Here is a 26,826-nt window from a genome sequence, read left to right as displayed (position 1 = left end):
TCGGTTAGAGTGTGTGCCGAGTCGACCAATGGGGGGTCATCATGGACGGGTTTTCTGCTGCGCCCGATGAGATTCGGGTGTACGGCGACGTCGCGGCGGGGGCCGCGACGCACATCGCGACCGCGGGCGGGTTGGACCTGGCCGCGAACGTCGCGGCTCTGACACCGGTGTTCGGCGCGATCGGCGCCGATTTCCTGGCAACGTTCGCGGCCACGCAGACGGCGCACGCGCGGTCGGTTGCCGCTCTCGCGAACCACTACGCCGGCACCGGGGCGGTAGCGCACGCGATCGCCGCCGCGTACGACGCGACCGATCACGCCACCGAACGCGTCTTGGGCGACGCACGCAGTGCTCTGGGGGACAACGCATGACGACGCCTGATTCCACCGTCGGCCCGGATCAGCCGACCGTGCTGGACCTGCTGCAGGCCTCACCCGTCGGGCCGGTCCTGGACATGCCCGTTCCGCAGACGCCGATGGACGCGCTCGCCGCCTCTCCATTCGGCCCGATGCTGAACACGCCGTTCACGGACATCGCCGCGGGCGTGCTGCCACCACTTCCGGCGCTGCCGCCGCTGCCCGAACTGCCACCGCTGCCGCCACTGCCCGGCATCGACCAGTTGCTGCAGCCGGTGGCCGATCTCGCGAGCGCGTTCGGCACCGGCGCGTTCGGCGGATTCGATCCCACCGCGCTGCTGCGACAGTCCTCGTCTGTCATCGACACCGCGCTGTCGATGGGCGTCTCCGGGCTGCGGGCCCTGGACGGCGCCTGGGACGGACCGGCGGCGCTCGCCGCGCAATCCCAGGGCGAGCAGGTCCGGGTCACCGGCGAGCAGCTCAGCGAGCGCGGCAACGCGATCGCCACCGTCACGCAGGACGCGGCCGCTACGGTCTCCCGCGGCAACGCCCAGCTCGTCGCGGTTGCCGAATCGTTCGCGGCGACCGCCGTGGCGGCCGCCCCGGTGGCGCTCACTCCCCCGGGCCAGACCATGCTGCTGGCCGCGGCCGCCGACCATCTGCAACGCGCGCTCTCGGTGGTCGCCGCGACCCGCACCGAACTCGCCGGCCACCAGTCCGCGATGGCGGCTCTGGGCGCCGAGATCCCGATACCCGCAGCTCCCGCCCCGGCGGCCGGTCTGCTGGCCCCGGGCGGGCAGTCGCCCATCGCGATTGCGGGGTCGGTCCTCGAGTCCGTGGGAAGGACGCTCGTCGACTCGTCCGCGCAGTACGGCGATTCGCCGCCGGCACAGACTCACGCCGCGGGCGTGACGCCCGTTTCCGCCCGTGACTTCGCCCCCACCGCAGCGTCGTTCGGCGGCGGGGCGGGCGCATCCGGCGGCGCCGGCGGCGGGTTCGTGCCCGGATACGTCGCGGGCGGCACCGGCATCCTGGCCGGATCGGCGGGCCGCGGACGGTCGGCCGCACAGCCCTCGGTGGTCACCCCGACGAGCAGTACGAACTCCGACGGCGGCGCCGTCCGTACGTCCGCCGGCAGTCCCGCGGCGCCCGGCTACGCGCCGACCGGCATGGGATCACAGCCGCGCGGCGCCTACGACGACACCGTGCACCGGGGTAACACCGGCTACCTCACCACCGCCGTACCGGGCGACGAGGTGGTCGGCGAGTTGCCGATGGTGGCGCCCGCGGTGATCGGCAGGGTCGAGATCGATGCCCTCAGCGGCTTCGAGGACTCGGGACCCGAGGGCCGGGCACCGCGCTGAGTCGCGTCCGGCGCGCTCGGCCGCGTCGTCGTCAGACGAGACCGAGCGCGCGCACCGCGTCGCGTTCCTGCTCGAGTTCGGCGATCGACAGGTCGATGCGGGCGCGGGAGAATTCGTCGATCCCCAGGTCCGGCACGATCCGGAATTCGCCGTCGGCACAGGTGACGGGGAACGAACTGATCAGCCCCTCCGGCACGCCGTAGGAACCGTCGGAGCACACCGCCATCGACACCCAGTCCCCGTCGGCGGTGCCGGCCGTCCAGTCGCGCACGTGGTCGATCGCGGCGCTCGCAGCACTGGCCGCGGACGACGACCCGCGGGCACGGATGATCGCGGAGCCGCGTTGCTGCACGGTCGGGATGAACGTGTCCTCGATCCAGGCCCGGTCCGAGACCGCGTCCTCGGCGGGCTTGTTGCCGACGAGTGCGTGGGACAGGTCCGGGTACTGGGTTGCCGAGTGGTTACCCCAGATCGTCATCCGCCGGATCGACGCCGCGGGCTCGCCGGTCCGGTGCGCCAACTGCGCGATGGCCCGGTTGTGGTCGAGGCGGGTCAGCGCACTGAACCGGGTGCGCGGCACGCCCGGCGCGTTGTTCATCGCGATGAGGGCGTTGGTGTTGGCGGGGTTGCCCACGACGAGAACCTTGACGTCGTCGGCGGCCGCGGCCTCGATGGCCCGTCCCTGCGCGGTGAAGATCGCGCCGTTGGCGGCGAGCAGGTCGCCGCGTTCCATACCCTGTGTGCGGGGCCGGGCGCCGACGAGCATCGCGACGCTCGCGCCGTCGAAACCACGAGTCGCGTCGTCGGTGATGTCCACCCCGCTCAGCAACGGGAACGCCCCGTCCTCGAGTTCCATCGCGACGCCCTCCGCGGCGCGTACCGCCGCCGGGATCTCGAGCAGCCGCAGCCGGACCGGGGTGTCGGGGCCGAGCATGTCGCCGGCGGCGATCCGGAACAGCAGACCGTAGGCGATCTGGCCGGACGCGCCGGTGACGGTGACCGTGACGGGCGCCTTGTCGACAGGTGCAGTGTGCATACCGCCTCCTCGAGTCGAAGTCGACACCTCCACCGTAGGCACGAATTCGACGGCAGGAGAATGGGATCGGTCACATCCCACGACCGTCGCGGATTGTGCGAGCAGTCACACCTGGACGAGTTTGGCGAGATCACTGCGGTGGCTGAGCGCCAGCTTCTCGCACGCACGGTAGATGTGGCCCTCGACGGTGCGGACCGACAACACCAGGCGCCGGGCAATGTCCTTGTTCGACAGTCCCCTCCCGACGAGCACCGCGACCTCGCGTTCGCGGTCCGTGAGCGGGAGCGGGCGGGCGGCCTTCGCGAGCGCCGGCGTCGTCGCCCCGTCGCAGCGGGACGCGAGCCAGTGGGCCTTCGCCGCGGACGTCAACTCGCCGCGTCGGTCGTTGGACCGGGAGTACGCCGTGGCGGCCTGCGCGTACGTGTCGGCGGCGGCCAGCAGCGTCCCGGTGCGTTCGAACTCGGCCGCGAGCGCGTCGAGTGCCGGACCGTCCGCCTTCGCCAGCGCCTGCGCCCGCACCGCCGCGACCCGCGCGAACGGACCGTCCACGAAGTCGGCGAGCTCGCTGAGCCGGGTGACGGTCGTGTAGTCACCGAACGTCGTGGCGACGTCGAGCGCGATCGCCTCGACGGCGTACTGGCCGGACCGCGCCGCGAGGTCCGCGGCGCGCCGGGCGGCGTGCACCGCCGCCGACACCTCCCCCGCCGAGCCCGCGACCCAGGCCCGCGCGACGTCGATCAGCGGATCGAAGAACGCGAGTTCCGGGCCGGAGTTGCGCTCGGCGACCGCGAGCGCGGCGGCCGCGTCGGCCCCCTTGCCCTGTGCGGCGCGCACCTGGCAGAGGCTGACCGCGGCCAGCAGCATCCACTCGGACCGGGTCTCGCGGTCCAGCACCGCGAGCGCCTCGGTGAGGTGTTCGGCGGCGTCGTCGAGACGGCCGCCGGTCAGTTCGACCACGCCCGACGCCACATCGGCCAGTGCTGCACTGTTCGGTTGGCCGGCCGCCATCTCCCGGTAGCGTGCCGCGGTCGACTCCGCCACCGACAGCCGCCCGACGAGCGTCAGCGCCAGCACCTCGAAATAGCCGATGTGGAAACGGAGCAGGCCGTCACCGTGCGAGATCGCCTCCCACGCGGACGCCGCGAGGGCACCCACCTCGAGTCCACGCCCCGACACCGTCAGCGCCGCCACCCCGGCGAAGACACCGCTCGCGCGGGCCCACGGGTGCGCCTCCGGCGCCGCCTCCACGTGCCGGGCCAGTTCGATCGCCGTCTCGAGTTCGCGGTCGTACAGGTGCAGCACCGCATCCAGCGCGACGACCGACACCGCCAGCATCGGATCGGTGATCCGGTCGCGTTCGCGCCGGAACAGTGCGACCGCCTCCTGCGGTCTGCCGGCCTCGAGATACAGACTCGCGACGCGGGTCAGCAACCATCGCGCGACGTCGTACTCGCACAGTTCGTCGGGATCGACGGCCGCGAAGACCTCCTCGGCCTCGTCCCCCTTGCCCTGCCACATCAGCGCGCGGCCGAGCGCGAACGACGCGTCGAATCCGCCGCCGCGGCGGACCGCGGCAGCCGCCAGCCGGGCCCCGAGTTCCAGGCTGGCCATCGCGATCGCGTCCTCGGCGCCGCGCACCAGGAGTTCGGGATCCGGTTCGACGCCCGACTCCACGGCGAGTTCCGCGATCCGCATCGACGTCACGACGCCCGGGTCCGGCGATTCGCGCAGCACCTCCACCAGTCGCCGTTTGATGCGCTGCGCGGCGAGCACGCCCGCCCGGTCGCGGATGACCTCACCGAACAGCGGATGCGCCAACCGCACGACGTGCGCGTTGCCGACATTCCGGATCCGGACCAGATCCAGCCGCTCGGCCTCCTCGATGGACCGGCGGCTGACGAGTTCGCTGAGCACCTCGAGCTCGAGCGGCTCGCAGAACGCGAGGTAGTCGACGACGTCGAGCGCGTCACGCGGGGTGCGGGCGAACCTCGACTCGAGCAGCGACGCCAGCGCCGCGGACACCCCGGGCCGGCCCCGCAGCTGCCAGACCCCGCCGGATCGGCGCAGTGTGCCGCCGTCGAGTGCGCCTTCCACGAGGTGCCTCAGGAACAGCGGATTCCCCTCCGATGCCTCCCAGATCGCGTCCGCGCTGAACCGCTCGACCGGGGCGCCGAGCACCTGGTGCAGTTCCTCGTCCATCTCCTCACGGGTGAACGGCTGCACGACGAACGGGGTCAGCAGGCCGTCCTTCCACAGCGCCTCGATCGCCGACGGGACCGGCGCGCCGCTGCGGACCGTGACGACGAGGCGGACGTCGCGGCCCACCGCCAGCTGGTGCACGAGGCCCGCCGAGAAGTCGTCGAGCAGGTGGGCGTCGTCGATGCCGACGATGGCGGCGCCGCCGTCCGGGGCCGCACCGTCCTCGGCGAGCACGTCCCGGACCGCCCGCAGGGCGACGACCGGGTCGCGCGAGGTGGTCCGGGCCAGGTGCGGCGCGAACGCCCCGAGGGGAATGCTCTGGGTGGATTCGGTACCGACGATCCAGCGCGCCTCACCGGTCAGCGATCCCACCAGTTCGCGCGCCATCGTCGTCTTGCCGACACCCGCGGTACCGACCAGCACCACTCCGCACGATCTTCCGTCGCGGAGCAGTTCCCGAGCGCCCTCGAACGCAGCCTTTCGGTCCAGGACGGGCCAGAGACCGACCATGCTTCGAACGATAATCCTGTCGGAGGGCCCGGCGCATCGAACCGCGTAACCCGCAATCAGGGAGTTACTGCACAGTCGGTCCGGTTCGCCCGCCTTCCGTGCGGGTCAGCTCGACAACCCGGCCACTTCCTCGTCGGTGAGGGTCGTCTGGGGCACCCGTCCCGCCTCCCGGACCAGGGCGACGGCGCGGTACAGCGGCCGTTCCTCGAGTCCGGCGCCGCGCGCCTCCGCCCGCAACTGATCGATCAGCAACGACGCCGCCGCGGCGGCCGGAGCCAGCTCGCTCGCCGACAGCGCGTCGGCGAGTTTGCGCAGGGCGAGCACGTCGAGTTCCCGGCCGCCGTCGGCGGTGTAGAGCGCGAGCGGGACGGTGCGGGCGGTCCGACCGTCGCCGATCCGGACCGCGACCTGACTGATCCGTGCGGCCCGGACGACGAACTCGACGCTCACCGCCTGCGCGACGTCGACCCGCCGCTCGATCAGCCAGCTCGACGCGTAAATCGTCGTCCCGGCCAGCCAGATTCGACGTCGCGTCGCCAGCAGCGCGGACACCGCGGTGGGCAACGCGATCACCACGCCGACCGCGAGCGCAACCAGCGGCGCGGCGAAGAGCGCCACCACACCGCCCACGACGATCCCGATCAGGACCGCGACGAGCGCAACCCTCCGCATGCGCGGTGCGAGCATCGCCGACGGGATCAGGTCGAGGGAGAACTCCTCCCCGGACTGCCCGTCAGGCGTCGGCAAGAATCGAGCCGATCTGCGCGACAACGCCTTCCATCGGCACCGACGTCTGCTCGCCGTTGCTCAGATTCTTGACCGCGATGGTGCCGGCAGCAAGATCCTCGTCGCCGAGGACCAGCGCGAGTCGGGCGCCGGAGCGGTCCGCCGCCTTCATCGAGCCCTTGACACCGCGGTCACCGAACACCATGTCGACGCGGATCCCGGCCGCACGCAGCGCATGCGCGATCTTCACCATCTCGGCCTTCGCGGCGGCGCCCAGCGGCACCCCGAACACCTCGCAGCGGGCCGGGTTGCCGGCCGACTTGCCCTCGGCCGCGAGCGCGAGGATCGTCCGGTCGACGCCCAGACCGAACCCGATGCCCGACAACGGCTGGCCACCCAGCTGCGCCATCAGTCCGTCGTAGCGTCCGCCGCCACCGATGCCGGACTGCGCGCCCAGGCCGTCGTGAACGAACTCGAACGTGGTCTTGGTGTAGTAGTCCAACCCGCGCACCATGCGCGGGTTGACGACGTACGGCACGCCGAGCGCGTCCAGGTGTGCGAGAACCTCGTCGAAGTGCGCCTTGGCGCTCTCCGACAGGTGATCGAGCATGAGCGGCGCGTCGGCCGTCATCTCCTTGACGTGCGGCCGCTTGTCGTCGAGCACGCGCAACGGATTGATCTCCGCGCGGCGACGGGTGTCCTCGTCGAGATCGAGCCCGAACAGGAACTCCTGCAGGCGCTCCCGGTACTGCGGGCGGCACGTGTCGTCACCGAGCGAGGTGATCTCCAGGCGGAAGCCGTCGAGCCCCAGGCTGCGGAAGCCGGCGTCGGCGATCGCGATCACCTCGGCGTCGAGCGCGGGATCGTCTACGCCGATCGCCTCGACACCCACCTGCTGCAACTGCCGGTAGCGGCCCGCCTGCGGGCGCTCGTAGCGGAAGAACGGGCCGGCATAACTGAGCTTGACCGGAAGCTGACCGCGGTCGAGTCCGTGCTCGATCACCGCACGCATCACACCGGCGGTGCCCTCGGGACGCAGCGTCACCGAACGGTCGCCGCGGTCGGCGAACGTGTACATCTCCTTCGACACGACGTCGGTGGACTCACCGACACCGCGGGCGAAAAGCCCGGTGTCCTCGAAGATCGGCAGTTCGATGTGCCCGTAGCCTGCGAGCCGGGCGGCGCGGGTCAATCCGTCGCGCACGGCGACGAATTCCGCGGACTGCGCAGGGACATAGTCGGGAACGCCCTTGGGGGCAGAGAAGGTGCTGAGGCCTGACTTACTCACGGTGCTTACTTTTCCTTACTGGGAGGCGGTCAGTCCAACGAGGAACGGGTTGGCGGCGCGTTCCTGGCCGATCGAGCTGGAGCCGCCGTGGCCGGGCAGGATCGCCGTGGTGTCGTCGAGCACCAACAGCTTCCGGGCGATCGACTGCAGCAACTGGTCGTGGTTGCCCCCGGGCAGGTCGCTGCGACCGATCGAACCCTGGAACAGGGTGTCGCCGGTGAGCGCCACCTGGAGCGGGCCGTCCTCGGTCTCCAACTCTGTGCGGAACACCACCGAACCCTGCGTGTGACCGGGAGTGTGGTCGACGACGAAGTCGATTCCGGCGACGGTCAACTCGTCACCGTCGGCGATCTCGATCACCTCGGCGGGTTCCCGGAACTCGACGCCCGCGATCATCTGGCTCATCGACGACCCGATGCCGCGACCGGGATCGGTAAGCATGTACCGATCGTCGGGATGGATGTACGCCGGGATTCCGTAGTGCTCGCACACCGGGTGCACCGACCACGTGTGATCGAGATGACCGTGCGTGAGCAGAACCGCCTTGGGCTCGAGTTCCGACTGCGCCAGGAATTGCATCAACGGCTCGGCCGCGTCCTGACCCGGATCGACGACGACGCACTCCCCCGAGTCGTCGTGCGCCAGGATGTAACAGTTGGTCTGGAACATTCCGGCGGGGAATCCGGTGACGAGCACGGCGACAACTCCTAGAGTACGGGGCGGTTACGGGGTCATACGGGATCCGAAGCGGATCAGTACAGCCTAGGCTGTCGCCCCGCCAGGATCCTCTCAGGTTGAGGTGGCACACTCGCGCATGTCCCATGTGCGGTGACGGGCACCACGGGAGACTTGCGAACAAACCGAACGAGACGTACGGGAGGACGACTGCAGTGCCGAGCAATCAGCAGCGCCGTGAGGCTGCGAAACGAAAGCTGGAACGCCAGCTCGAACGGCGCGCCGAACGCGCGAGGAAGCGCAAGCAGATGACGATCGCCGGGTCGATCGTCGGCGCGATCGTGGTGATCGCGGTCGGCGCCGTCGTCGTCACGCTGTCCGGCAAGGACGACAACTCGACGGAGAACACCGCCGCGTCCGAGACGCCCAGCGCCGCCGCGATGCCCGCGGGCCGCGCCGAGCCGCTGCCCGAGCTCGTCAACTGCGCGTACACGCCGGCCGAGGCGGCCGCGAAGCCGAACACCCCGCCACGCGCCGAGGGCATCGCGACGATGCCCGCGACGATCAGCGCGAGCATGGAAACGACCCAGGGGCCCGTCGGGCTGACGCTGAACAACGCCGAATCGCCGTGCACCGTGAACAGTTTCGTCAGCCTCGCACAGCAGGGCTACTTCGACGGCACCACCTGCCACCGCCTCGTCACCGGAGAGGGCCTGCAGGTGCTGCAGTGCGGCGATCCGACGGGCACCGGCAGCGGCGGACCTGGCTACCAGTTCGCGAACGAGTTCCCCACCGATCAGTACGCCCCGGACGACCTGGCCGCCCAGACGCCCGTCACCTACAAGCGCGGCACCATCGCGATGGCCAACGCCGGCGCGGGCACCAACGGCAGCCAGTTCTTCCTCGTCTACGGCGATTCCACGTTGCCGCCGCAGTACACGGTGTTCGGCACGATCGACGAGACCGGACTCCAGACCATCGAGAAGGTCGCCGCCGCCGGCGACGACGGATCGATGTCCGCGGGCGGCGGCAAGCCGAACCTGCCCATCGACATCACCAGCGTGAGGTTGGATTGATGAAGCGCACAGCATTCGCGGCGGCCGGACTCGGACTCGCCCTCATCCTCACCGCGTGCGGCAGCGACGACGGGTCGTCGTCGGACACCGCCGGTTCGACGAGTTCGTCGAGCATGTGGACCACGCCCGAGGCACCGAAGATCGACCTGTCGCAGTACGCGGCCCTGCCCGCCGTGCCCGCGCCGGCGGCGCCGACCGTCGACTGCAGCTATGCCGCAGCGGGCAAGGCCGTCAAGGACGTCCAGCCCCCGAATGGGACCGGTGTCTCCACGGCCGGCACCGTCGGCGTCGCACTCACCACCAACGAGGGCCCGATCGGGTTGACACTCGATCGCGGCAAGGCGCCGTGCACCGTGGGCAGCTTCGTCAGCCTCACCGAGCAGGGCTACTTCGACGGCACCCCGTGCCATCGCCTCTCCACGTCGCCTGGCCTGCAGATGCTGCAGTGCGGCGATCCCAGCGGTCGCGGAAACGGCGGGCCCGGCTACCAGTACGCCAACGAGTACCCGACGAACCAGTTCGCGCCGAACGACCCCGCGTTGATGAGCCCCGTCGTGTACCCGCGCGGCACCGTGGCGATGGCCAACGCCGGTGTCGACACCAACGGCAGCCAGTTCTTCCTGGTGTTCGAGGACTCGCTGCTGCAGCCGAACTACACCGTGGTCGGCACGATCTCCGAGGATGGCCTCGCCACGATCGAGAAGATCGCGGCGGCCGGTGACGACGGATCCAGCTCAGCCGGTGGTGGTGCCCCCAGGACCCCGGTCACCATCGAGACCGCCAAGGTCGCCTGACACCACCCCGAACGACGGAAGGGCCCCTTCACACGCTGTCCAGCGCGTGAAGGGGCCCTTCGGCCGTCCGAGGGACCTACTAGGCCGCCGAGGTGACCCGGTAGACGTCGTAGACGCCCTCGACGTTGCGAACAACGTTGAGCACGTGGCCCAAATGCTTCGGGTCGCCCATCTCGAACGTGAACTTGCTGATCGCGACCCGGTCACCGGACGTGGTGACCGACGCCGACAGGATGTTGACCTTCTCGTCCGCGAGCGCCTTCGTGACGTCCGACAGCAACCGGTGCCGGTCGAGCGCCTCGATCTGGATCGCGACGAGGAACAGCGACGTCGGCGACGGCGCCCACTCCACGTCGATGATCCGCTCCGACTGCTCGCGCAGCGACGTCGCGTTGGTGCAGTCCGTGCGATGCACGCTGACCGCGCCGCCGCGGGTCACGAACCCCATGATCTCGTCGCCCGGCACCGGGGTGCAGCACTTGGCGAGCTTCGCGACGGTGCCCGGCGCACCCGGCACCAGCACCCCGACGTCGCCGGACGTGCGCGAGCGGGTCGGGATGGTCGACGGCGTCGACCGCTCCGCCAGCTCCTCCTCGACGGCCGTCTCGCCGCCGAGGTGTGCGACGAGGCGCTGCACCACGTGCTGTGCGGAGACGTTGTGTTCGCCGACCGCGGTGTACAGCGCCGACACGTCCGCGTACCGCAGCTCGTGCGCCAACGCGGTCATCGCCTCGGCGTTGAGCAAGCGCTGCAACGGAAGTCCGCCGCGCCGCACCTCGCGAGCGATCGCGTCCTTGCCGGCCTCGAGCGCCTCCTCGCGGCGCTCCTTCGCGAACCACTGCCGGATCTTCGCCTTCGCGCGCGGCGACACCACGAACGTCTGCCAATCGCGGCTCGGGCCGGCGTTCTGGGCCTTCGACGTGAAGACCTCGACGACCTCGCCGTTCTCGAGCGTCCGTTCGAGCGCCACCAGCCGGCCGTTGACGCGGGCGCCGATGCACCGGTGCCCCACCTCGGTGTGCACGGCGTACGCGAAGTCCACCGGGGTGGAGCCCGCCGGCAGGGTCACGACGTCACCCTTCGGGGTAAAGACGAAGATCTCCTTGACCGCGAGGTCGTAGCGCAGCGACTCGAGGAACTCGCCCGGGTCGGCGGCCTCGCGCTGCCAGTCGAGCAGCTGGCGCATCCACGCCATGTCGTCGACCTCGGCGACATCGCTGGAGTGCCGTCCCTTGGTCTCCTTGTACCGCCAGTGCGCGGCGATGCCGAACTCCGCGGTGCGGTGCATGTCGCGGGTCCGGATCTGCACCTCGAGCGGCTTGCCCTCGGGCCCGATCACCGTCGTGTGCAGCGACTGGTACACGCCGTAGCGCGGCTGCGCGATGTAGTCCTTGAACCGGCCCGCCATCGGCTGCCACAGCGAGTGCACGACGCCGACGGCGGCGTAGCAGTCCCGGATCTCGTCGCACAGGATCCGCACACCCACCAGGTCGTGGATGTCGTCGAAGTCGCGGCCCTTGACGATCATCTTCTGGTAGATCGACCAGTAGTGCTTGGGCCGGCCCTCGACGACCGCGCTGATCCGCGACGCCGACAGCGTCGCATTGATCTCCGCCCGCACCTTGGCCAGGTACGTGTCGCGCGACGGCGCCCGGTCCGCGACCAGGCGGACGATCTCCTCGTACTTCTTGGGATGCAGGATCGCGAACGAGAGGTCCTCGAGCTCCCACTTCACCGTCGCCATGCCGAGCCGATGCGCCAGCGGTGCAATGACTTCCAGCGTCTCGCGCGCCTTGCGGGCCTGCTTCTCGGGCGGCAGGAAGCGCATGGTGCGCATGTTGTGCAGGCGGTCGGCGACCTTGATCACCAGCACCCGCGGATCCCGCGCCATCGCGATGATCATCTTGCGGATGGTCTCGCCCTCGGCGGCCGAGCCGAGCACGACCTTGTCCAGCTTCGTCACGCCGTCGACGAGATGCGCCACCTCGTCGCCGAACTCGGCCGTCAGTTCGTCGAGCGAGTACCCGGTGTCCTCGACCGTGTCGTGCAGCAACGCCGCCACCAACGTCGTGGTGTCCATCCCCAACTCGGCGAGGATGTTGGCCACCGCCAGCGGGTGCGTGATGTACGGATCGCCCGACTTGCGGAACTGCGTCGCATGCCGCTGCTCGGCGACGTCGTACGCGCGCTGCAGCAGTGAGAAGTCGGCCTTCGGATACAGCTCGCGGTGGACCGCGACGAGCGGCTCGAGCACCGGCCGGATCGGCGCATTGCGCTGACCGGTGATGCGGCGGGCCAGGCGCGCCCGCACCCGGCGCGACGCCGACGTCGGCACCGGCGCGCTCTTGTCGGCGGGGCTCGCCCCACCGGTACTCGTGGCATCAGTGCTCTGCGAACGATCAGTGTTCTGGGAACGATCAAGATGCTGGGTCATGCCGTCACCTCCTGCCACCGCACTGCCACGGCCACTCGGAACCTGGCGGCACTGCTACACCACCAGGCACAACTGTAGTCCTCAGACTCTGACCAGCGACGTCAGCGGGTACCGGTCGAACCGCTCCCGCCCGCCCAGCTCCTCGATCTCGAGAACCACCGCGACGCCGATCACCTCGGCACCCGCCCGCGACAGCAGCTCCGCGGCCGCGAGCAGGGTGCCGCCGGTGGCCAGCACGTCGTCGATCACGAACACCCGACGCCCGTTGAGGTCGGGCGCGTCGCACGGAATCTCCAGCGTCGCGGCACCGTACTCGAGCGAATAGCTCTCGGAGTGCACCGGAGGCGGCAGCTTGCCCGCCTTCCGGACCGCGAGGACGCCGCAGCCGAGTTCCATCGCGACACCGCCGCCGAGCAGGAAGCCGCGGGCATCGACGCCCGCGACGAGATCGGCACCGGCGCCGGCGGCGGCGAGGCCCTCGATCACCGACCGGTATCCCGGACCGTCCGCGAACACCGGCGTGAGGTCCGCGAACCGGACACCGGGGGTCGGGAAATCATCACACCAGCGGGTCAGACGGGAGACCGCATCGCCCGCGCGCTCGAGGGCCGCGGCGAGTTCCGGGGTGGTGGCTTCGGGGGCATCCATCTGAGAAATCACCTGAGAAGTATCCACCTGTCCATGTTCCACCCCGAACCGGACCTCGTCGGATTGGGAACGACTGCGTGCATCCCCTTCGAGTGGGCGATCGTGCGCGGCTGGTCGAACAACGGGATCGTCGGCATCTCGTTCCACAGGATCGCCTCGGCCTCACCGAGCAGCGACATGCGAGCTGCGAGCGATGCGTCCACGGCGAGCTGGTCGACCACCTGGTCGAACCGGCGGTTCGAGAAGGCGCCGAAGTTGTCACCGTTGCCGGTCCGCAGCGCGAAGGCCGCGTCGTCGACCGAGTCGGTTCCGGCGGCACCGGCCGCGGACGCCGTCCCCGCCAGCACCGCGTCGACCTGACCGGCACGCAGCGCCGTCGGAGAGAAATCGGGTGAACCCGCGTCCTCGACGGTGATCCCCGCACCTGCACAGGACTCGGCGATGATCTGCACGGTGCGTGCGCGCCGCTCGTCCGGGCCGAGGTAGCCGACCCGAACGGTCAACCGCTGTTGGCCGCTCGCCTCCCGCGCCGCGGTCGCCCCCGGGATGTCGGGATCGGTGTACGTGCCGCCCTCCGCGGCGACCGCCGACGGGTAGAACAAGGTGTCGGGCCCCGTGATCCGGGAATCGATCACGCCCGACCCGATCCCGTCGGCTCGCTCGAACCCGGGGTGCCCGAGATCGTCGTACAACCGCTGCCGCGGCAGGCACAGCGCGAACGCGCGGCGGGCATCGACCGAACCGAACACACCCTGCGTCGCGAGCACGAGTTGTTCCACACTGCGCGACGGCTCGTGCGCGACATCGAATCCGCCGTCCGGCGCGAACCCGGCCAGCGAACCGGCACCGATGTCGACGACCTCGATGTCACCGGCGTCCATTCCGGACGGCACGTCGGAGCCCTTGGGCCACACGACGATCCGGGAAGTCTGCGGCTTGACACCCCACCAGCGCTCGTTCTCGACGAGCACCAGACCGTCGTCACTCGTGTACGACTCGATCCGGTACGGACCCGACGAGGGGAACCTGGCCAGTTCGAGGTCGCCGGGCGCCAGGCGCCAGCCGGTGTTCCAGAAGTCGGCGATCCGCCCGACCGCGTCCGCATCGCCGGACCGGATCGCGCCGACCAGGTCCGGTACGCCCGCGGCCTGCGCTGCCACGTGCGCCGGCATCAGTTCGGTGGCACCGAACAGCGATCTCCACCCGAGGTAGCTGCGACCCGGCGCGAAGACGACGGTGACGTCCTTCGCCCCGGGCGCGCAGTCGACCCGTTCGATGTCCGCGTACCCGGCACGGGTGGCGGCGTCGAACATCGGCACGGAGCCACCGTCGCCGGGCCGCGTGAAGCGACCGCTGCCGGCCGCCCACGCGAGCATGAAATCGTCACACGCGATCGGTACCCCGTCCGAGTAGACCGACGACGGATTGAGCCGGTACTGCACGGTGAGCGAGTCCCCGGGCACCACGTTCGCGGTCCCGAAGTCGGTGTCCGCGACCTGCGCCCCCGACGGACCGGTGTAGCTCATACCGGTGAGGACCCGGCCGAGCGCCTGCAGGGCACCGGTCGCCGATCCCTCGACGGTGTTGCCGTTGTAGGTGGTGACGACGTTGTCGATCGCGTAGCCCAACGAGGGCACCTGATCGGTCGGTTCGCTACTGCACGCCGCGGTCGCGCCGACCGCGGCCGCGGCGGCCAGGGCGACGATCGACCTGGCCGCGCGGCGGGTGAAACGGGGGGCACGGCGGTAACTGCTCGCGTCCGGCATGTCAGTGCCTCTTCTTGTTGCGCTTCCCCGTCGGTACCGCGCCGGGTCGCGGCGCCGAACCCGCCGCCGAGCTCACGCGGGACTCGGGCTGCGCCGACTCGACGCGGGTACCGTTCGCTGCCCGCTTGGCGAGCACCTTCTTGGTGTGTGCGGCGACCGGACCCCACCGTTCCTTGATCGACACCAGCATCGGCGTCGCGGTGAAGATCGACGAGTAGGCGCCGACGATGATGCCCACCAGCTGGACCAGTGCGAGGTCCTTCAGCGTGCCGACACCGAGCAGCCACACCGCCACCACCATGAGGGCGACCACCGGGAGGATCGAGATGACGGTGGTGTTGATCGACCGCATCAGCGTCTGGTTGACGGCCAGGTTCGCCTGCTCGGCGTACGTGCGCCGGTTCAGGTGCAGGATCCCGCGGGTGTTCTCCTCGACCTTGTCGAACACGACGACCGTGTCGTAGAGCGAGAAGCCGAGGATCGTGAGCAGACCGATCACCGTCGCGGGCGTCACCTCGAACCCGATCAGCGAGTACACGCCGGCGGTGACGACCATGTCGAAGAACAGCGAGACGATCGCCGCGATCGCCATGTCCCGTTCGAACCGGATCGCGATGTAGATACTGACGATGACCAGGAACACCACCAGCGCGATGAGCGCCTTCTTGGTGATCTGACCGCCCCACGTCTCGCTGACGTCCGCGACACTGATCGCGTTCTTGGACGGGGCGCCGTTGCTGTCCTTCGGCTGGAACTCGTCGTACAGCGCGTTCTGCAGCTCGTTGACCTGTCCGGCGTCGAGCGCCTCGGAGCGGATCTCGATCGACGAACTGGACCCCGAGCCGACCGTCTGCACCGAAACCGGCTCCTGGCCGAGGGTGTCGGAGTAGACCGTCTCCACCTGTTCGGTGGTGACGCCCTCCGGGGTCGGGAACTGGATGCGGGTACCGCCCTCGAACTCGATGCCCAGGGTGAAGCCGCGCACGACGATGCTCAGGAGCGACAGAGCGACGATCGCGCCGGTGAGCCAGTAGTAGAACTTGCGGCGCCCGATGACCTCGAAGCCGCCGGTGCCGGTGTAGAGACGCTGCAGCCAACTGTGGTGTGGCAGCAGCGCCCGATCTGCGGCCGCCTTGCTCGCCTCGGTGGAGGTTGCGGAGGTGTTCGACTCACTCATGTTCATGCCTCCGTGTCCGACGATGCCTGCGCGGTCGACGCCGCGACCACCTTGCGTTCGCGAGCGACCTGCTGGACCGCGCCGAGACCGTTGACGCTCGGCTTGGACCAGAACTTGGACTTGGACGCCATGTACACCAGCGGCCACGTCACCAGGAACACCACGACCACGTCGAGGATCGTCGTGAGGCCGAGGGTGAACGCGAAGCCGCGCACCTGGCCGACGGCGAGGACGTACAGGACGGCGGCCGCGATGAAGCTCACCGCGTTACCGGACAGGATCGTGCGGCGGGCACGAGCCCAACCACGCGGAACCGCGGACCGGAAGCTGCGTCCCTCGCGCATCTCGTCCTTGATGCGCTCGAAGAACACGACGAACGAGTCGGCGGTCATACCGATACCGATGATCAGACCCGCGATGCCGGCGAGGTCGAGCGTGAACCCGATGTAGCGGCCGAGCAGAACCATCACCGCATAGACCATCACGCCCGACAGCACGAGCGACAGAGCGGTGAGCACACCGAGCATGCGGTAGTAGACGAGGCAGTAGATGAGGACGAGCACGAGGCCCACCGCACCCGCGATGAGGCCCGCCTCGAGCGAAGCGAGACCCAGCGTCGCCGACACCGTCTCGGCTTCCGACGCCTGGAAGGACAGCGGCAGCGAACCGTACTTGAGGGTGTTCGCGAGTTCCTGCGCCTGCGTCTGTGTGAACTGGCCGGTGATCGACGTCGAGCTACCGGCCGGCGTCGCACCCTGAACGACGGGCGCGCTCACGACCTTCGAGTCGAGCGTGAACGCGGCCTGCTTGCCGATATTGGCACCGGTGAACTGCGCCCACGTCGTGCTGCCGGTGGACTTGAAGCTCAGGCTCACCTCGTAGCGAGACTGCTGCGTGTTGTAGCCGGAGCTGGCGTCGGAGATCTCCTGGCCGTCGATGATGCTCGGTGCCAGCAAGTACACGGTGGTGCCGTCGGTCGAGCACGCGACGAGCGGCAGGGTCGGGTCGTCGTTGCCCTGCAGCGGATCGGGCGCCGAGCAGTCGAGCGTGGCCATCGCCTGCTGCTGGACTGCCGGATCCGAACTCTGACGCGTCTCCTTCGCCTTCGCGATCTCCGCGGCGGCGGCCTCGGGCGAACCGGGCACCGGCTCGGCCGGTGCCGGGGCCGGGGCCGGCGACGGAGCGGGTTCGGTCGGCTCGGTCGGGCTCTGTGCCGGGAACGGACGCTCCTGCGTGTCCGGGGTGGCCGCGGGCTCCGTCGGGGCCGGCGCCGACGTGTTGGGCGCCTGAGTGGCGGGCGCGGGCTGCGCCCCCGGCGCGGCCGCAGCCTGCGAACCGATGACCGGACGGATGTACAGGCGCGCGGTCTGGCCGAGCGAACGTGCCTGCGAGCTGTCATCACCCGGCACCGTGATCACCAGGTTGTCACCGTCGATCACGACCTCGGACCCCGAAACTCCGAGTCCGTTGACGCGCGTCTCGATGATCTGCTGGGCCTGACGCAGGCTGTCCTGGCTCGGCGTGCTGCCGTCAGGCGTCCGCGCGCTGAGGGTGACGCGTGTCCCGCCCTGCAGGTCGATCCCGAGCTCGGGCGTCGGGGACTTGTCTCCGGTGAAGAAGACCAGCGCATACAGCACGGCGACGAGCGCCGTGAAAACGGCGAGCGCGCGCACTGGGTGCACCGATCCTGTCGAAGGTGCCACGGTCTGTCTGTCTCCTCGGTACGTGCGGTTCAGATGATGACGCAAGGGTGATGACGCAAAAAAGACAAGCGAGCCACTCGGCGAGCCGAGCGTGAACACGCCCCCGCCTGCAGGTGGAAATCCTGCCGACGAGGGCGGCTACCGCACTATTCGCCGTTCAGGCGACGCTGGGTGTCGTCCGGGGTCTCGTCCTCGTTGTCGACGGTCTCGGCCTCGGTGGCGTCGTCCTCGTCGATCACGTGCTCGCGGACGACCATCCGCGACCAGGTGGTGATGACACCGGGAGCGATCTCGAGATCGACCGTTCCCTCGTCCAGTCCGGCCACCGTCGCATGCAGGCCGGCAGTGGTCATGACACGGTCACCGATCTTCAGGGAATCCTGAAGATCAGCCGTCTTCTGCATCTCCTTCTTCTGGCGCCGGATGCCGAGAAACATCGGCACGAGCAGAGCAAGAATCAGAAGCGGAAACAGCAATTCCATCGGGAAGTCAGTCCTCGGGGTCGTCACTTGGGGCGTAACACACGGCGATGTTCACGGAACCGGGTCGGCGCCGCGCCAGTGACCAGTGTGCCACTAGCGAGACGATCGAAAGGGAAATCGTCACCGATGGCATTTCGCTCATATCGAACAGCGTCGATCGTCCGACGGCGAAATAACCTCAGGATTGATCCCCGTCGGACTCGTTCGGGCCGAACAAGCCGAGTTGCGGTTCACGGGCCCGGACTTCGATTCCGCCCACCGCGGCGTCCGGGGGCGGCGTGAGACCGAGTTGCGCCCACGCGGCCGCCGTCGCGACCCGGCCGCGGGGTGTCCGGGCGATCATGCCCGCACGCACGAGGAACGGCTCGCACACCTCCTCGACCGTCGAGGGCTCCTCCCCCACGGCGACAGCGAGGGTCGACACGCCCACCGGCCCTCCGCCGAAACTACGGACCAAGGCGCCCAGCACGGCCCGATCCAACCGGTCCAGGCCGAGCGGGTCCACGTCGTACACCGCGAGCGCCGCCTGCGCGATCTCGCGGGTGATGACGCCGTCGGCGCGCACCTCCGCATAGTCGCGGACCCGGCGTAGCAGCCGATTCGCGATTCGTGGCGTGCCACGCGACCGCCCGGCGATCTCCGCGCCGGCGTCCCCGCCGAGTTCGATGCCGAGGATGCCCGCCGAACGGAGCAGGATGAGCTGCAGTTCGTGCGGCTCGTAGAAATCCATGTGAGCTGTGAAGCCGAACCGGTCCCGGAGCGGCCCGGTGAGGGCTCCCGATCGGGTGGTGGCCCCGACGAGCGTGAACGGCGCGACCTCGAGCGGAATCGACGTGGCGCCCGGCCCCTTCCCCACCACGACGTCGACCCGGAAGTCCTCCATCGCGAGATACAGCATCTCCTCGGCGGGACGGGCCATTCGGTGGATCTCGTCGATGAACAGCACGTCGCCTTCGACGAGATTGCTGAGCATCGCCGCGAGGTCACCGGCGCGTTCGAGCGCCGGACCCGACGTGAGCCGCAGCGAGGTGCCGAGCTCCGTCGCGATGATCATCGCCATGCTCGTCTTGCCCAGGCCGGGCGGCCCGGACAACAGCACGTGGTCGGGGGTCCCACCGCGCAGTTTCGCGCCGGTGAGCACCAACTGCAGCTGTTCCCGGACCCGCGGCTGGCCGATGAAGTCGCTCAGGTTCTTGGGGCGCAGGCTCGCTTCGACCTCGCCGTCGGACGACACGAAGTTCGCGGTGACGGCCGACTCGTCCTGCGTCCGGCCCTCGTCCATGCCGTCGCCGAAGATCATCGCGTCTTTCCGAGCAGCGCGAGCGCCGACCGCAGGACCGTCGACGTCGGGGCCTCCGGATCCGCCGCCACCACGGTGTCGGTGGCCTTCTCGGCGTGCTCGAGCTTGAAGCCGAGACCGGTCAGCGCCTCGACCACCTGGTCCCGGACGACCGTCGTTGAAGCGGCCACGCCGGCGCCCGGCAGATCGCCCGTCACCGCGACGGCCTCGACCTTGTCGCGAAGTTCGACGACCATCCGCTCGGCGCCGCGCTTACCGATACCCGGAACACGGGTGAGCGCGGTGACATTACCTTCGGCGAGTGCCTTGCGGAGCGCCTCGGGTTCGAGCACCGCGAGGATCGCCATCGCCAGGCGCGGCCCCACCCCGGACACCGTCTGCAGCAGACCGAACAGGTCGCGCGACTCGGCATCGGCGAAGCCGTAGAGCGTCATCGAGTCCTCGCGGACGATCATCGCGGTCACCAGGCGTGACTCGTCGCCGCGCCGCAACGTCGCGAGCGTGGCGGGTGTCGCGTTGACGCGGTACCCGACGCCCGCGGCCTCGATCACCGCATGGTCCAACCCGACCTCGAGAACCTCACCTCGAACCGAAGCGATCACCGTTTCCCTGCCTTTCCGGCCGCAATTTCCTTCAGCCGTGCCTCGTACCGCCGCTTCTGCTCCGCCGCCGACGCCTCGGCCGCGGCCATCCGATCGAGCATCGGCGCGCGCCAACAATGGCAGATGGCGAGCGCGAGCGCGTCGGCCGCGTCGGCGGGTTTCGGCGCCGTGTCGAGTCCGAGAATGCGGGTGACCATCGCGGTGACCTGCTTCTTGTCGGCGGTGCCACTGCCCGTCACCGCGGCCTTGACCTGACTCGGCGTGTGAAAGCACACAGGGATTCCACGCTTCGCCGCCGCCAGTGCGACGACGCCGCCCGCCTGGGCGGTTCCCATCGCGGTTCGCACGTTGTTCTGGGAGAACACCCGCTCGACGGCGACGACGGTGGGACGGAATCGATCGAGCCACTCGTCGGCGGCGTTCGAGATTCGCAGGAGCCGCGACGCGAGGTCCATGTCGGGTGGGGTTCGCACGACGTCGACGGCCACCGGTTTCACCTCGCGCCCACGGCCGGTGTCCACGACACCGAAACCGCATCGCGTCAGGCCGGGGTCGACACCCAGAACACGCACGCGCCCACCTCTCGCACTACTTTCCGAACAATTGTTCGAGCATAGCGGGAGGTGGGCGCGTGACCATGCACCAACACGCAGTCGGCGCTGCGAGCGACTAGGCGTCGAGTTCGGCGAGCACCTCGTCCGAGAGGTCGACGTTGGTGTAGACGTTCTGGACGTCGTCCGATTCCTCGAGAGCGTCGACGAGCTTGAACACCTTGCGAGCACCCTCGGCGTCGACCGGGACCTCGACGGACGCCCGGAAGTCCGGATCGGCGGACTCGTAGTCGACACCGGCGTCGACGAGCGCGGTGCGGACCGGGATCAGATCGCCCGCCTCGCACACGATCTCGAAGCTGTCACCGAGGTCGTTGATCTCCTCGGCGCCGGCCTCGAGCACGATCTCCAGAAGATCGTCCTCGGTGCGGCCGTTCTTCTCGAGCACCACGACGCCCTTGCGGGTGAACAGGTACGAGACCGACCCGGGGTCGGCCATGTTGCCGCCGTTGCGGGTCATCGCGGTACGAACCTCGCCGGCAGCCCGGTTCCGGTTGTCGGTGAGGCACTCGATGAGCACTGCCACACCGTTGGGGCCGTAGCCCTCGTACATGATGGTCTGCCAGTCGGCGCCGCCGGCTTCCTCGCCACCACCGCGCTTGCGGGCGCGTTCGATGTTGTCGTTGGGGACCGAGCTCTTCTTGGCCTTCTGGATGGCATCGAAGAGGGTGGGGTTACCCGACGGATCGCCGCCACCCGTACGAGCTGCCACCTCGATGTTCTTGATCAGCTTCGCGAACATCTTGCCGCGCTTGGCGTCGATCACGGCCTTCTTGTGCTTGGTGGTGGCCCATTTGGAGTGGCCGCTCATTCGTGGGAGCCCCTTCCTGCAGCGTGCCGTGGCAGATACGACAAATCCCACGGCATTTCGACTGCACACTTGTCGGAGGTTCGATGCTACCTGCACACCGGTGCGGGCCGGACACACCGCCTCCCCCCAAAGGTCACGATCCGGTAGATGTTGTCGACGTTCCGAGGACGCCACGGCAACCGCAATGGAACCTTCCAGAGACATCTACGATGTGACATCGAGAACGACGGACGGCGTCTCTCGCGCGGGGGCGCGGACATACGGATGCCGGGATCGTTGGGGGAAAGGCGAACGAATGCGCATTCACAGACCGGGATTCACGCACCGTCTGAAGAAGCGATTGATCGGAATCACCGCAGCCGCACTGCTGTTGCCCGCTCTGACGGCAGTGGCGGGGACGACCACCGCGAACGCGGCCCCGTGGGGCGGCTACGAGGAAGTGTGGGTCGACTCGTCGATGGGTCCGATCAAGGTCCAGATCCAGTGGGCCGCGCGCGGCGGAAACGCCGCCCTGTATCTCCTCGACGGCATGCGTGCGCGCGACGACCGCAATGCGTGGTCGTTCGAGACGAATGCCCTCGACCAGTTCCGTCTCGACAACGTCACCCTGGTGATGCCGGTCGGCGGCCAGTCGAGTTTCTATTCCGACTGGTACGCGCCGAGCAACTTCAACGGGCAGAAGGTCACCTACAAGTGGGAGACCTTCCTGACCAGGGAGCTCCCCGACTACCTCGCGACTCGCGGCGTCTCCCGCTCCAACAACGCGGTGACCGGCCTGTCGATGGGCGGCTCCGCCGCGTTGACCCTCGCGGCGTATCACCGGGACCAGTTCAAGTTCGCGGGCTCCTACTCGGGTTACCTCAACCTGTCGGCACCCGGTATGCGCGAGATGATCCGCATCGCGATGCTCGAGGCCGGAGGGTTCAACTCCGATTCCATGTGGGGCCCGCCCTGGGACCGGCAGTGGATGCGCAACGACCCGTTCGTCTTCGCACCGATGCTGCGCGGTCTGTCGATGTACATCTCGTCGGGCAACGGACTACCCGGAGAGTACGACACACCCGGGGCCCTTCTGGGGTCGCTCGGATCCTCGAACCTGCAGGGATCGTTGGGTTCGTCGGGATCCGTAACGTCGTTCAACACGTCCAACGCGATGGGACTCGAGTCACTCGCGCTGATGAACACCCGGGCATTCCAGGTGCGGTTGGACAGCCTCGGGATCCCCGCGACGTACGACTTCACTCCCGACGGAACGCACAACTGGGGCTACTGGTCCGCGGAGCTGTGGAAGTCACGTCCACAGATCCTCGACACCCTGAACGCGTGGTGACCTGACTCCACACCGTGGCGGGTGCGGGGGTCAGTTCCCCCGCACCATGTCCACGAACAGTTGATGGACGCGCCGATCACCGGTCACCTCCGGGTGGAACGAGGTCGCGAGGACGGAGCCCTGTCGCACGGCCACGATGTGGTCGGCGGCGAGGCCTTCCGGCACCCGGGCCAGGACCTCGACGCCCGGTCCGACCCGCTCCACCCACGGCGCGCGGATGAACACCGCACGGACGGGGTCGCCGTCGATACCGGTGAAGTCCAGGTCGGCCTCGAACGAATCCACCTGACGGCCGAAAGCATTGCGGCGCACCGTGATGTCGAGACCGTCAAGGTGCTGCGCGTCTGCACGGGTGTCGAGAATCTCGCTTGCCAGCAGGATCATCCCGGCACACGAGCCATAGGCCGGCATTCCGTCCTTCAGTCGGGCACGCAGCGGATCGAGGAGCTCGAACACGGTGAGCAGCCGGCTCATCGTCGTCGACTCGCCGCCCGGGATCACCAGGCCGTCCACGGATTCGAGTTCGGACAGTCGGCGTACGCCGATCGCACGCGCCCCGCTGGATTCGATTGCCGCGAGATGTTCGCGGACGTCGCCCTGCAGTGCGAGCACGCCGATCGTCGGTTGATTTGTCACGAGTGAAAGTCCTGCACTATTCGACGCTATTGACTTCCGAAACGCTATCAGCAGACCGCCGGGATCCTGCCCGGCACCATCCGGACGGACGGCGTCAGGAGTCGGTCTCACCCCGTCAAGGCTGCGTCAACACGACCGCCCGCGCATTTCCGCGCGGCAAGACTCGACAGTGTGATCGAAACCCGCGTGTCCACGCCGCGACCGGCACCACGGTCGCGCGCCGACAAGAACAAGCTCACGGTGACGACCGGACTCGCCGGACTCTCACTCGATGCCCTGGCGTCGGTCGCCTACGGCCCCGAGGCCATCGTCCTCGTCCTGGCGGCGGCAGGCTCGGCGGGGCTCGGCATGACCCTGCCGGTAACCCTGGCCATCGCGGTACTGCTCGCCTTCCTCGTGGCGTCCTACCGCCAGGTCATCGCCGCCTTCCCGCAGGGAGGGGGCGCGTATGCGGTGGCGAAGACACATCTCGGGCCACGCGCGGGACTGACCGCCGCCGCATCGCTCGTACTCGACTACGTCCTCAATGTCGCGGTGTCGATCGCGGCAGGCGTCGCGGCGCTCACCGCCGCGGTGCCGGCACTATTGCCCTGGACGCTGTGGCTGTGCCTCGCGGCGCTCGCCGTCGTGACAGCTCTCAACCTCCTCGGAATCGCCTACAGCGCACGCACCTTCATGATCCCCACCGCGGTGTTCGTACTCGGAATCCTGACCGTGATCGTCACCGGACTACTCCGCTCGGCGCCCGCCACCGTCGCGCAGGGCGAGGCCGTCGCAACGAACGTCTCGACCGTCGGGGCGCTGCTGCTCCTCAAGGCGTTCTCGAGCGGTTGCGCAGCCCTGACCGGTGTCGAGGCGATCGCGAACGCGGTTCCCAGTTTCCGTCGGCCGCGCATCCGGACCGCGCAGCGCACCGAGGTCGCGCTCGGCATCCTGCTCGGCACGATGCTGCTCGGACTCGCGACCCTGATCGAGAAGTTCGAGGTGCACCCCATCACCGGGACGACCGTCCTGTCGCAGGTCACGGAGGCCGCGCTCGGCGGGGGCGTCGGCTACTACGTGGTGCAGGTCGCCACCGTCGTTCTGCTCTCGCTGGCGGCGAACACCTCGTTCGGCGGCCTACCGACACTGCTGAAACTGCTCGCCGACGACGACTGCCTGCCCCACCGCTTCGCCGCGCGGTCGGGTCGGGACGTGTACCGGTTCGGGGTCCTCGTGCTGGCCGGGTGCGCCGCGGCGCTGCTGGTGGGCTCCGACGGCAGCATGAATGCTCTGGTGCCGCTGTTCGCGATCGGCGTCTTCGTCGGGTTCACCCTCGCGCAGGCGGGTCTGGTGCGGCACTGGCTCGCCGCGCGCACGCCCGGTTGGCGGTGGCGTACCGCCCTCAACGGGTGCGGCGCCGTCCTCACGGCCGTGGCCGCGGTCGTCACCACCGCGATGAAGTTCACCGAGGGCGCGTGGCTGATCGCGATCGCCCTGCCACTGCTGGTCGTCGCGATGGAACGCGTGCACCGCACGTACCGTCGGGCGGAGGCGCTGCGGCAACAGCCGCGGCACGCCGATTCCGTCGCGCCCGAGGGTCCGCTGGTGATCGTTCCGATCGGGAACGTCTGCGAGGCGAGTCACGAAACTCTGACTCTCGCAGCATCTCTCGGTCGAGATGTCGTTGCCGTCCATGTGGCCGAGCCGGGCCGCTCCGTGCGTGCGTTCGGCAAGGCATGGGAGGCGTGGGCAGCGGGGCACCCCGACGTCCGGCTCGTTCTCCTCGAGCACGAACACGGCTCGGTCGGACGTCCGATCGCGCGGTGGCTATGTCGACACCGGCCCCGAGGCCACGTCATCGTGGTCATCGGGGAGATCGCTCCAGCGGCCCTCTGGCAGCGCATGCTGCCCGGGCACCACGGAACGGACCTGCGTCGTGCACTGCGTGAGAACGCGGACACCGTGATCTGCCGCGTGCAACTGAGTCCCTCGTCAGTCGCGCCGCAGAAGCCTCGTGAGCCCTTCCTGCACGACGGCAGCCACGAGATGACCCTCACGATTGAAGATGCGTCCCTGGGTGAGCGCGCGCCCGAATCCCGCCGACGGCGAGGACTGGTCGTACAGCAGCCAGTCGTCGGCCCGGAACGGGCGCATGAACCACAGCGCGTGATCGAGTGACGCACTCTGGATCGCGGTGTCCGTGTGGGTGGTGCTCGCCGACGCCAGCAACGTCATGTCACTCATGTACGCGAGCGTGCAGATGTGGAAGACCGGATCGTCCGGCAGCGCCTCGCGGGAGCGGAACCAGACCTGCTGCTGCACCGGCACACCCGGGCGACGCTCGATCTGCTCGGCCGGCACGTACCGCAGGTCCCAGTCGGCCCACTCGCGGAACTCCCAGGACTTCTCCTCGGACGCGAACGACGCCGCATCGGGCAGTTCCTCCGGCGCCGGGACCGGCGGCATCACGTCCTCGTGCTCGATGCCCTCGTCGAGCACGTGGAACGACGCCGACATCGTGAAGATCGCCTGGCCGTCCTGCACGGCGGTGACGCGGCGGGTGGTGAACGAACGGCCGTCACGGATCCGGTCGACCAGGTACACGATCGGCATGACCGGGTTGCCCGGTCGCAGGAAGTAGCCGTGCAGCGAATGGACGTGGAAGTGCTCGTCGACGGTCCGTACCGCCGACACCAGCGCCTGACCGGCGACCTGACCACCGAAAGTGCGCGGCAGCATCGTCTCCGTAGCGATGCCCCGGAAGATGTCCCTCTCGAGCCGCTCGAGTTCCAGGATCTGCTCGATCTTTGCCATCTGGGCCCCTTCCGCCGCGTTCGCTCAGGCTAGCAACGCACGAACGCGGCGGCGGCCACACTGGGCCGCCGCCGCGTGCGTCGCGTCGGTTGTCTACCGGCTGAAGGTCACCAGCCGCGCTCGGCGAGGCGGTGGGGCTGCGGGATCTCGTCGACGTTGATGCCGACCATGGCCTCGCCCAGGCCGCGGGAGACCTTGGCCAGGACGTCGGGGTCGTCGTGGAAGGTGGTGGCCTTGACGATCGCGGCGGCCCGCTCGGCGGGGTTGCCGGACTTGAAGATGCCCGAGCCGACGAACACGCCCTCGGCGCCGAGCTGCATCATCATCGCCGCGTCCGCGGGGGTCGCGATGCCACCGGCGGTGAACAGGGTGACGGGGAGCTTACCGGCCTTGGCGACCTCGACGACGAGGTCGTAGGGGGCCTGCAGTTCCTTGGCCGCGACGTACAGCTCGTCCTCGGGCAGCGAGGTCAGGCGGCGGATCTCCTGGCGGATCTTGCGCATGTG

General features: G+C 69.2%; 23 protein-coding genes and 1 pseudogene. 6 read left to right on the top strand and 18 right to left on the bottom strand.

Features of this window, described 5'->3' with window-relative positions:
- The first annotated feature begins 41 nt into the window (after positions 1-41).
- Positions 42-371: a type VII secretion target gene (locus tag LCL87_RS18160; protein ID WP_225022187.1), complete on the top strand. Its 330-nt coding sequence runs from the start codon at positions 42-44 to the stop codon at positions 369-371.
- Positions 368-1,720 carry a hypothetical protein gene (locus LCL87_RS18155; RefSeq protein ID WP_225022185.1) on the top strand — a complete coding sequence of 451 codons (1,353 nt, stop codon included), beginning with the start codon at positions 368-370 and terminating at the stop codon, positions 1,718-1,720. Before LCL87_RS18160 ends, LCL87_RS18155 begins: the two co-directional genes overlap by 4 nt.
- Before the next feature lie 31 nt (positions 1,721-1,751).
- Here LCL87_RS18155 and LCL87_RS18150 read toward each other — a convergent pair whose 3' ends face one another.
- The 5 genes from LCL87_RS18150 to LCL87_RS18130 all read right to left on the bottom strand — a co-directional run bounded on the left by LCL87_RS18150 (position 1,752) and on the right by LCL87_RS18130 (position 8,175).
- Positions 1,752-2,756 carry a malate dehydrogenase gene (locus LCL87_RS18150; protein WP_225022183.1) on the bottom strand — a complete coding sequence of 335 codons (1,005 nt, stop codon included), beginning with the start codon at positions 2,754-2,756 and terminating at the stop codon, positions 1,752-1,754.
- A 105-nt stretch (positions 2,757-2,861) separates the two neighbouring features.
- Complete coding sequence (locus LCL87_RS18145; RefSeq protein WP_225022181.1) at positions 2,862-5,465, bottom strand: helix-turn-helix transcriptional regulator; 2,604 nt, start codon at positions 5,463-5,465, stop codon at positions 2,862-2,864.
- 105 nt (positions 5,466-5,570) lie between these two features.
- Entirely contained in the window at positions 5,571-6,152 is a 582-nt protein-coding gene (locus tag LCL87_RS18140; protein ID WP_225022649.1) for a hypothetical protein, read from the bottom strand.
- 46 nt (positions 6,153-6,198) lie between these two features.
- Positions 6,199-7,479: a histidine--tRNA ligase gene (hisS, locus tag LCL87_RS18135; protein WP_225022178.1), complete on the bottom strand. Its 1,281-nt coding sequence runs from the start codon at positions 7,477-7,479 to the stop codon at positions 6,199-6,201.
- Positions 7,480-7,494: 15 nt separating this feature from the next.
- Positions 7,495-8,175, bottom strand: coding sequence for an MBL fold metallo-hydrolase (locus tag LCL87_RS18130; protein WP_225022176.1), 681 nt, complete (start codon positions 8,173-8,175; stop codon positions 7,495-7,497).
- Between the two features lie 194 nt (positions 8,176-8,369).
- Between LCL87_RS18130 and LCL87_RS18125 the strand changes: the two genes are divergently transcribed.
- Positions 8,370-9,230, top strand: a complete 861-nt coding sequence (locus tag LCL87_RS18125; protein WP_225022174.1) for a peptidylprolyl isomerase — start codon at positions 8,370-8,372, stop codon at positions 9,228-9,230.
- Positions 9,230-10,024, top strand: a complete 795-nt coding sequence (locus tag LCL87_RS18120; RefSeq protein WP_225022166.1) for a peptidylprolyl isomerase — start codon at positions 9,230-9,232, stop codon at positions 10,022-10,024. The genes LCL87_RS18125 and LCL87_RS18120 overlap by 1 nt, the downstream gene beginning before the upstream one ends.
- A 79-nt stretch (positions 10,025-10,103) precedes the next feature.
- Here LCL87_RS18120 and LCL87_RS18115 read toward each other — a convergent pair whose 3' ends face one another.
- The 10 genes from LCL87_RS18115 to LCL87_RS18070 form a co-directional block, all read right to left on the bottom strand.
- The gene (locus LCL87_RS18115; protein WP_225022164.1) at positions 10,104-12,458 is read right to left on the bottom strand and encodes a RelA/SpoT family protein; all 2,355 of its coding nucleotides are present in this window, start codon (positions 12,456-12,458) and stop codon (positions 10,104-10,106) included.
- Between the two features lie 81 nt (positions 12,459-12,539).
- The gene (locus tag LCL87_RS18110) at positions 12,540-13,106 is read right to left on the bottom strand and encodes an adenine phosphoribosyltransferase (protein WP_225022162.1); all 567 of its coding nucleotides are present in this window, start codon (positions 13,104-13,106) and stop codon (positions 12,540-12,542) included.
- Positions 13,107-13,114: 8 nt separating this feature from the next.
- Complete coding sequence (locus LCL87_RS18105; RefSeq protein WP_225022161.1) at positions 13,115-14,872, bottom strand: ABC transporter substrate-binding protein; 1,758 nt, start codon at positions 14,870-14,872, stop codon at positions 13,115-13,117.
- Position 14,873: 1 nt separating this feature from the next.
- Positions 14,874-16,049: a protein translocase subunit SecF gene (gene secF / locus LCL87_RS18100; protein ID WP_225022159.1), complete on the bottom strand. Its 1,176-nt coding sequence runs from the start codon at positions 16,047-16,049 to the stop codon at positions 14,874-14,876.
- A 2-nt stretch (positions 16,050-16,051) separates the two neighbouring features.
- Positions 16,052-17,752 carry a protein translocase subunit SecD gene (gene secD, locus LCL87_RS18095; protein WP_225022158.1) on the bottom strand — a complete coding sequence of 567 codons (1,701 nt, stop codon included), beginning with the start codon at positions 17,750-17,752 and terminating at the stop codon, positions 16,052-16,054.
- 146 nt (positions 17,753-17,898) lie between these two features.
- Entirely contained in the window at positions 17,899-18,234 is a 336-nt protein-coding gene (gene yajC, locus LCL87_RS18090) for a preprotein translocase subunit YajC (protein WP_225022156.1), read from the bottom strand.
- Positions 18,235-18,412: 178 nt separating this feature from the next.
- Positions 18,413-19,516: a Holliday junction branch migration DNA helicase RuvB gene (ruvB, locus tag LCL87_RS18085; protein WP_510850808.1), complete on the bottom strand. Its 1,104-nt coding sequence runs from the start codon at positions 19,514-19,516 to the stop codon at positions 18,413-18,415.
- Positions 19,517-19,530: 14 nt separating this feature from the next.
- Positions 19,531-20,136, bottom strand: a complete 606-nt coding sequence (gene ruvA / locus LCL87_RS18080) for a Holliday junction branch migration protein RuvA (protein ID WP_225022152.1) — start codon at positions 20,134-20,136, stop codon at positions 19,531-19,533.
- Positions 20,133-20,708, bottom strand: coding sequence for a crossover junction endodeoxyribonuclease RuvC (gene ruvC / locus LCL87_RS18075; protein WP_225022143.1), 576 nt, complete (start codon positions 20,706-20,708; stop codon positions 20,133-20,135). The genes ruvA and ruvC overlap by 4 nt, the downstream gene beginning before the upstream one ends.
- Positions 20,709-20,805: 97 nt before the next feature.
- Positions 20,806-21,558, bottom strand: a complete 753-nt coding sequence (locus LCL87_RS18070; protein ID WP_225022141.1) for a YebC/PmpR family DNA-binding transcriptional regulator — start codon at positions 21,556-21,558, stop codon at positions 20,806-20,808.
- A 295-nt stretch (positions 21,559-21,853) separates the two neighbouring features.
- Between LCL87_RS18070 and LCL87_RS18065 the strand changes: the two genes are divergently transcribed.
- On the top strand, positions 21,854-22,888 hold the full coding sequence (locus tag LCL87_RS18065; protein ID WP_225022139.1) for an alpha/beta hydrolase: 1,035 nt from the start codon (positions 21,854-21,856) through the stop codon (positions 22,886-22,888).
- A 30-nt stretch (positions 22,889-22,918) separates the two neighbouring features.
- Here the strand turns inward: LCL87_RS18065 and pdxT are convergent, their stop codons facing one another.
- Positions 22,919-23,524, bottom strand: coding sequence for a pyridoxal 5'-phosphate synthase glutaminase subunit PdxT (pdxT, locus tag LCL87_RS18060; protein ID WP_225022137.1), 606 nt, complete (start codon positions 23,522-23,524; stop codon positions 22,919-22,921).
- A gap of 171 nt (positions 23,525-23,695) precedes the next feature.
- Between pdxT and LCL87_RS18055 the strand changes: the two are divergent.
- Positions 23,696-25,483, top strand: a pseudogene (locus LCL87_RS18055) (APC family permease); the annotation flags it as partial.
- A 15-nt stretch (positions 25,484-25,498) separates the two neighbouring features.
- Here the strand turns inward: LCL87_RS18055 and LCL87_RS18050 are convergent.
- Complete coding sequence (locus tag LCL87_RS18050; protein ID WP_225022135.1) at positions 25,499-26,320, bottom strand: acyl-CoA thioesterase; 822 nt, start codon at positions 26,318-26,320, stop codon at positions 25,499-25,501.
- A 107-nt stretch (positions 26,321-26,427) separates the two neighbouring features.
- On the bottom strand, positions 26,428-26,826 hold a 399-nt coding region (locus tag LCL87_RS18045; RefSeq protein WP_510850802.1), incomplete at its 5' end, for a beta/alpha barrel domain-containing protein.

The organism is Prescottella equi (genome assembly GCF_020171745.1).
Taxonomy (GTDB): Bacteria; Actinomycetota; Actinomycetes; order Mycobacteriales; family Mycobacteriaceae; genus Prescottella; species Prescottella equi_A.
This window is presented reverse-complemented; position numbering and strand designations above follow the sequence as displayed.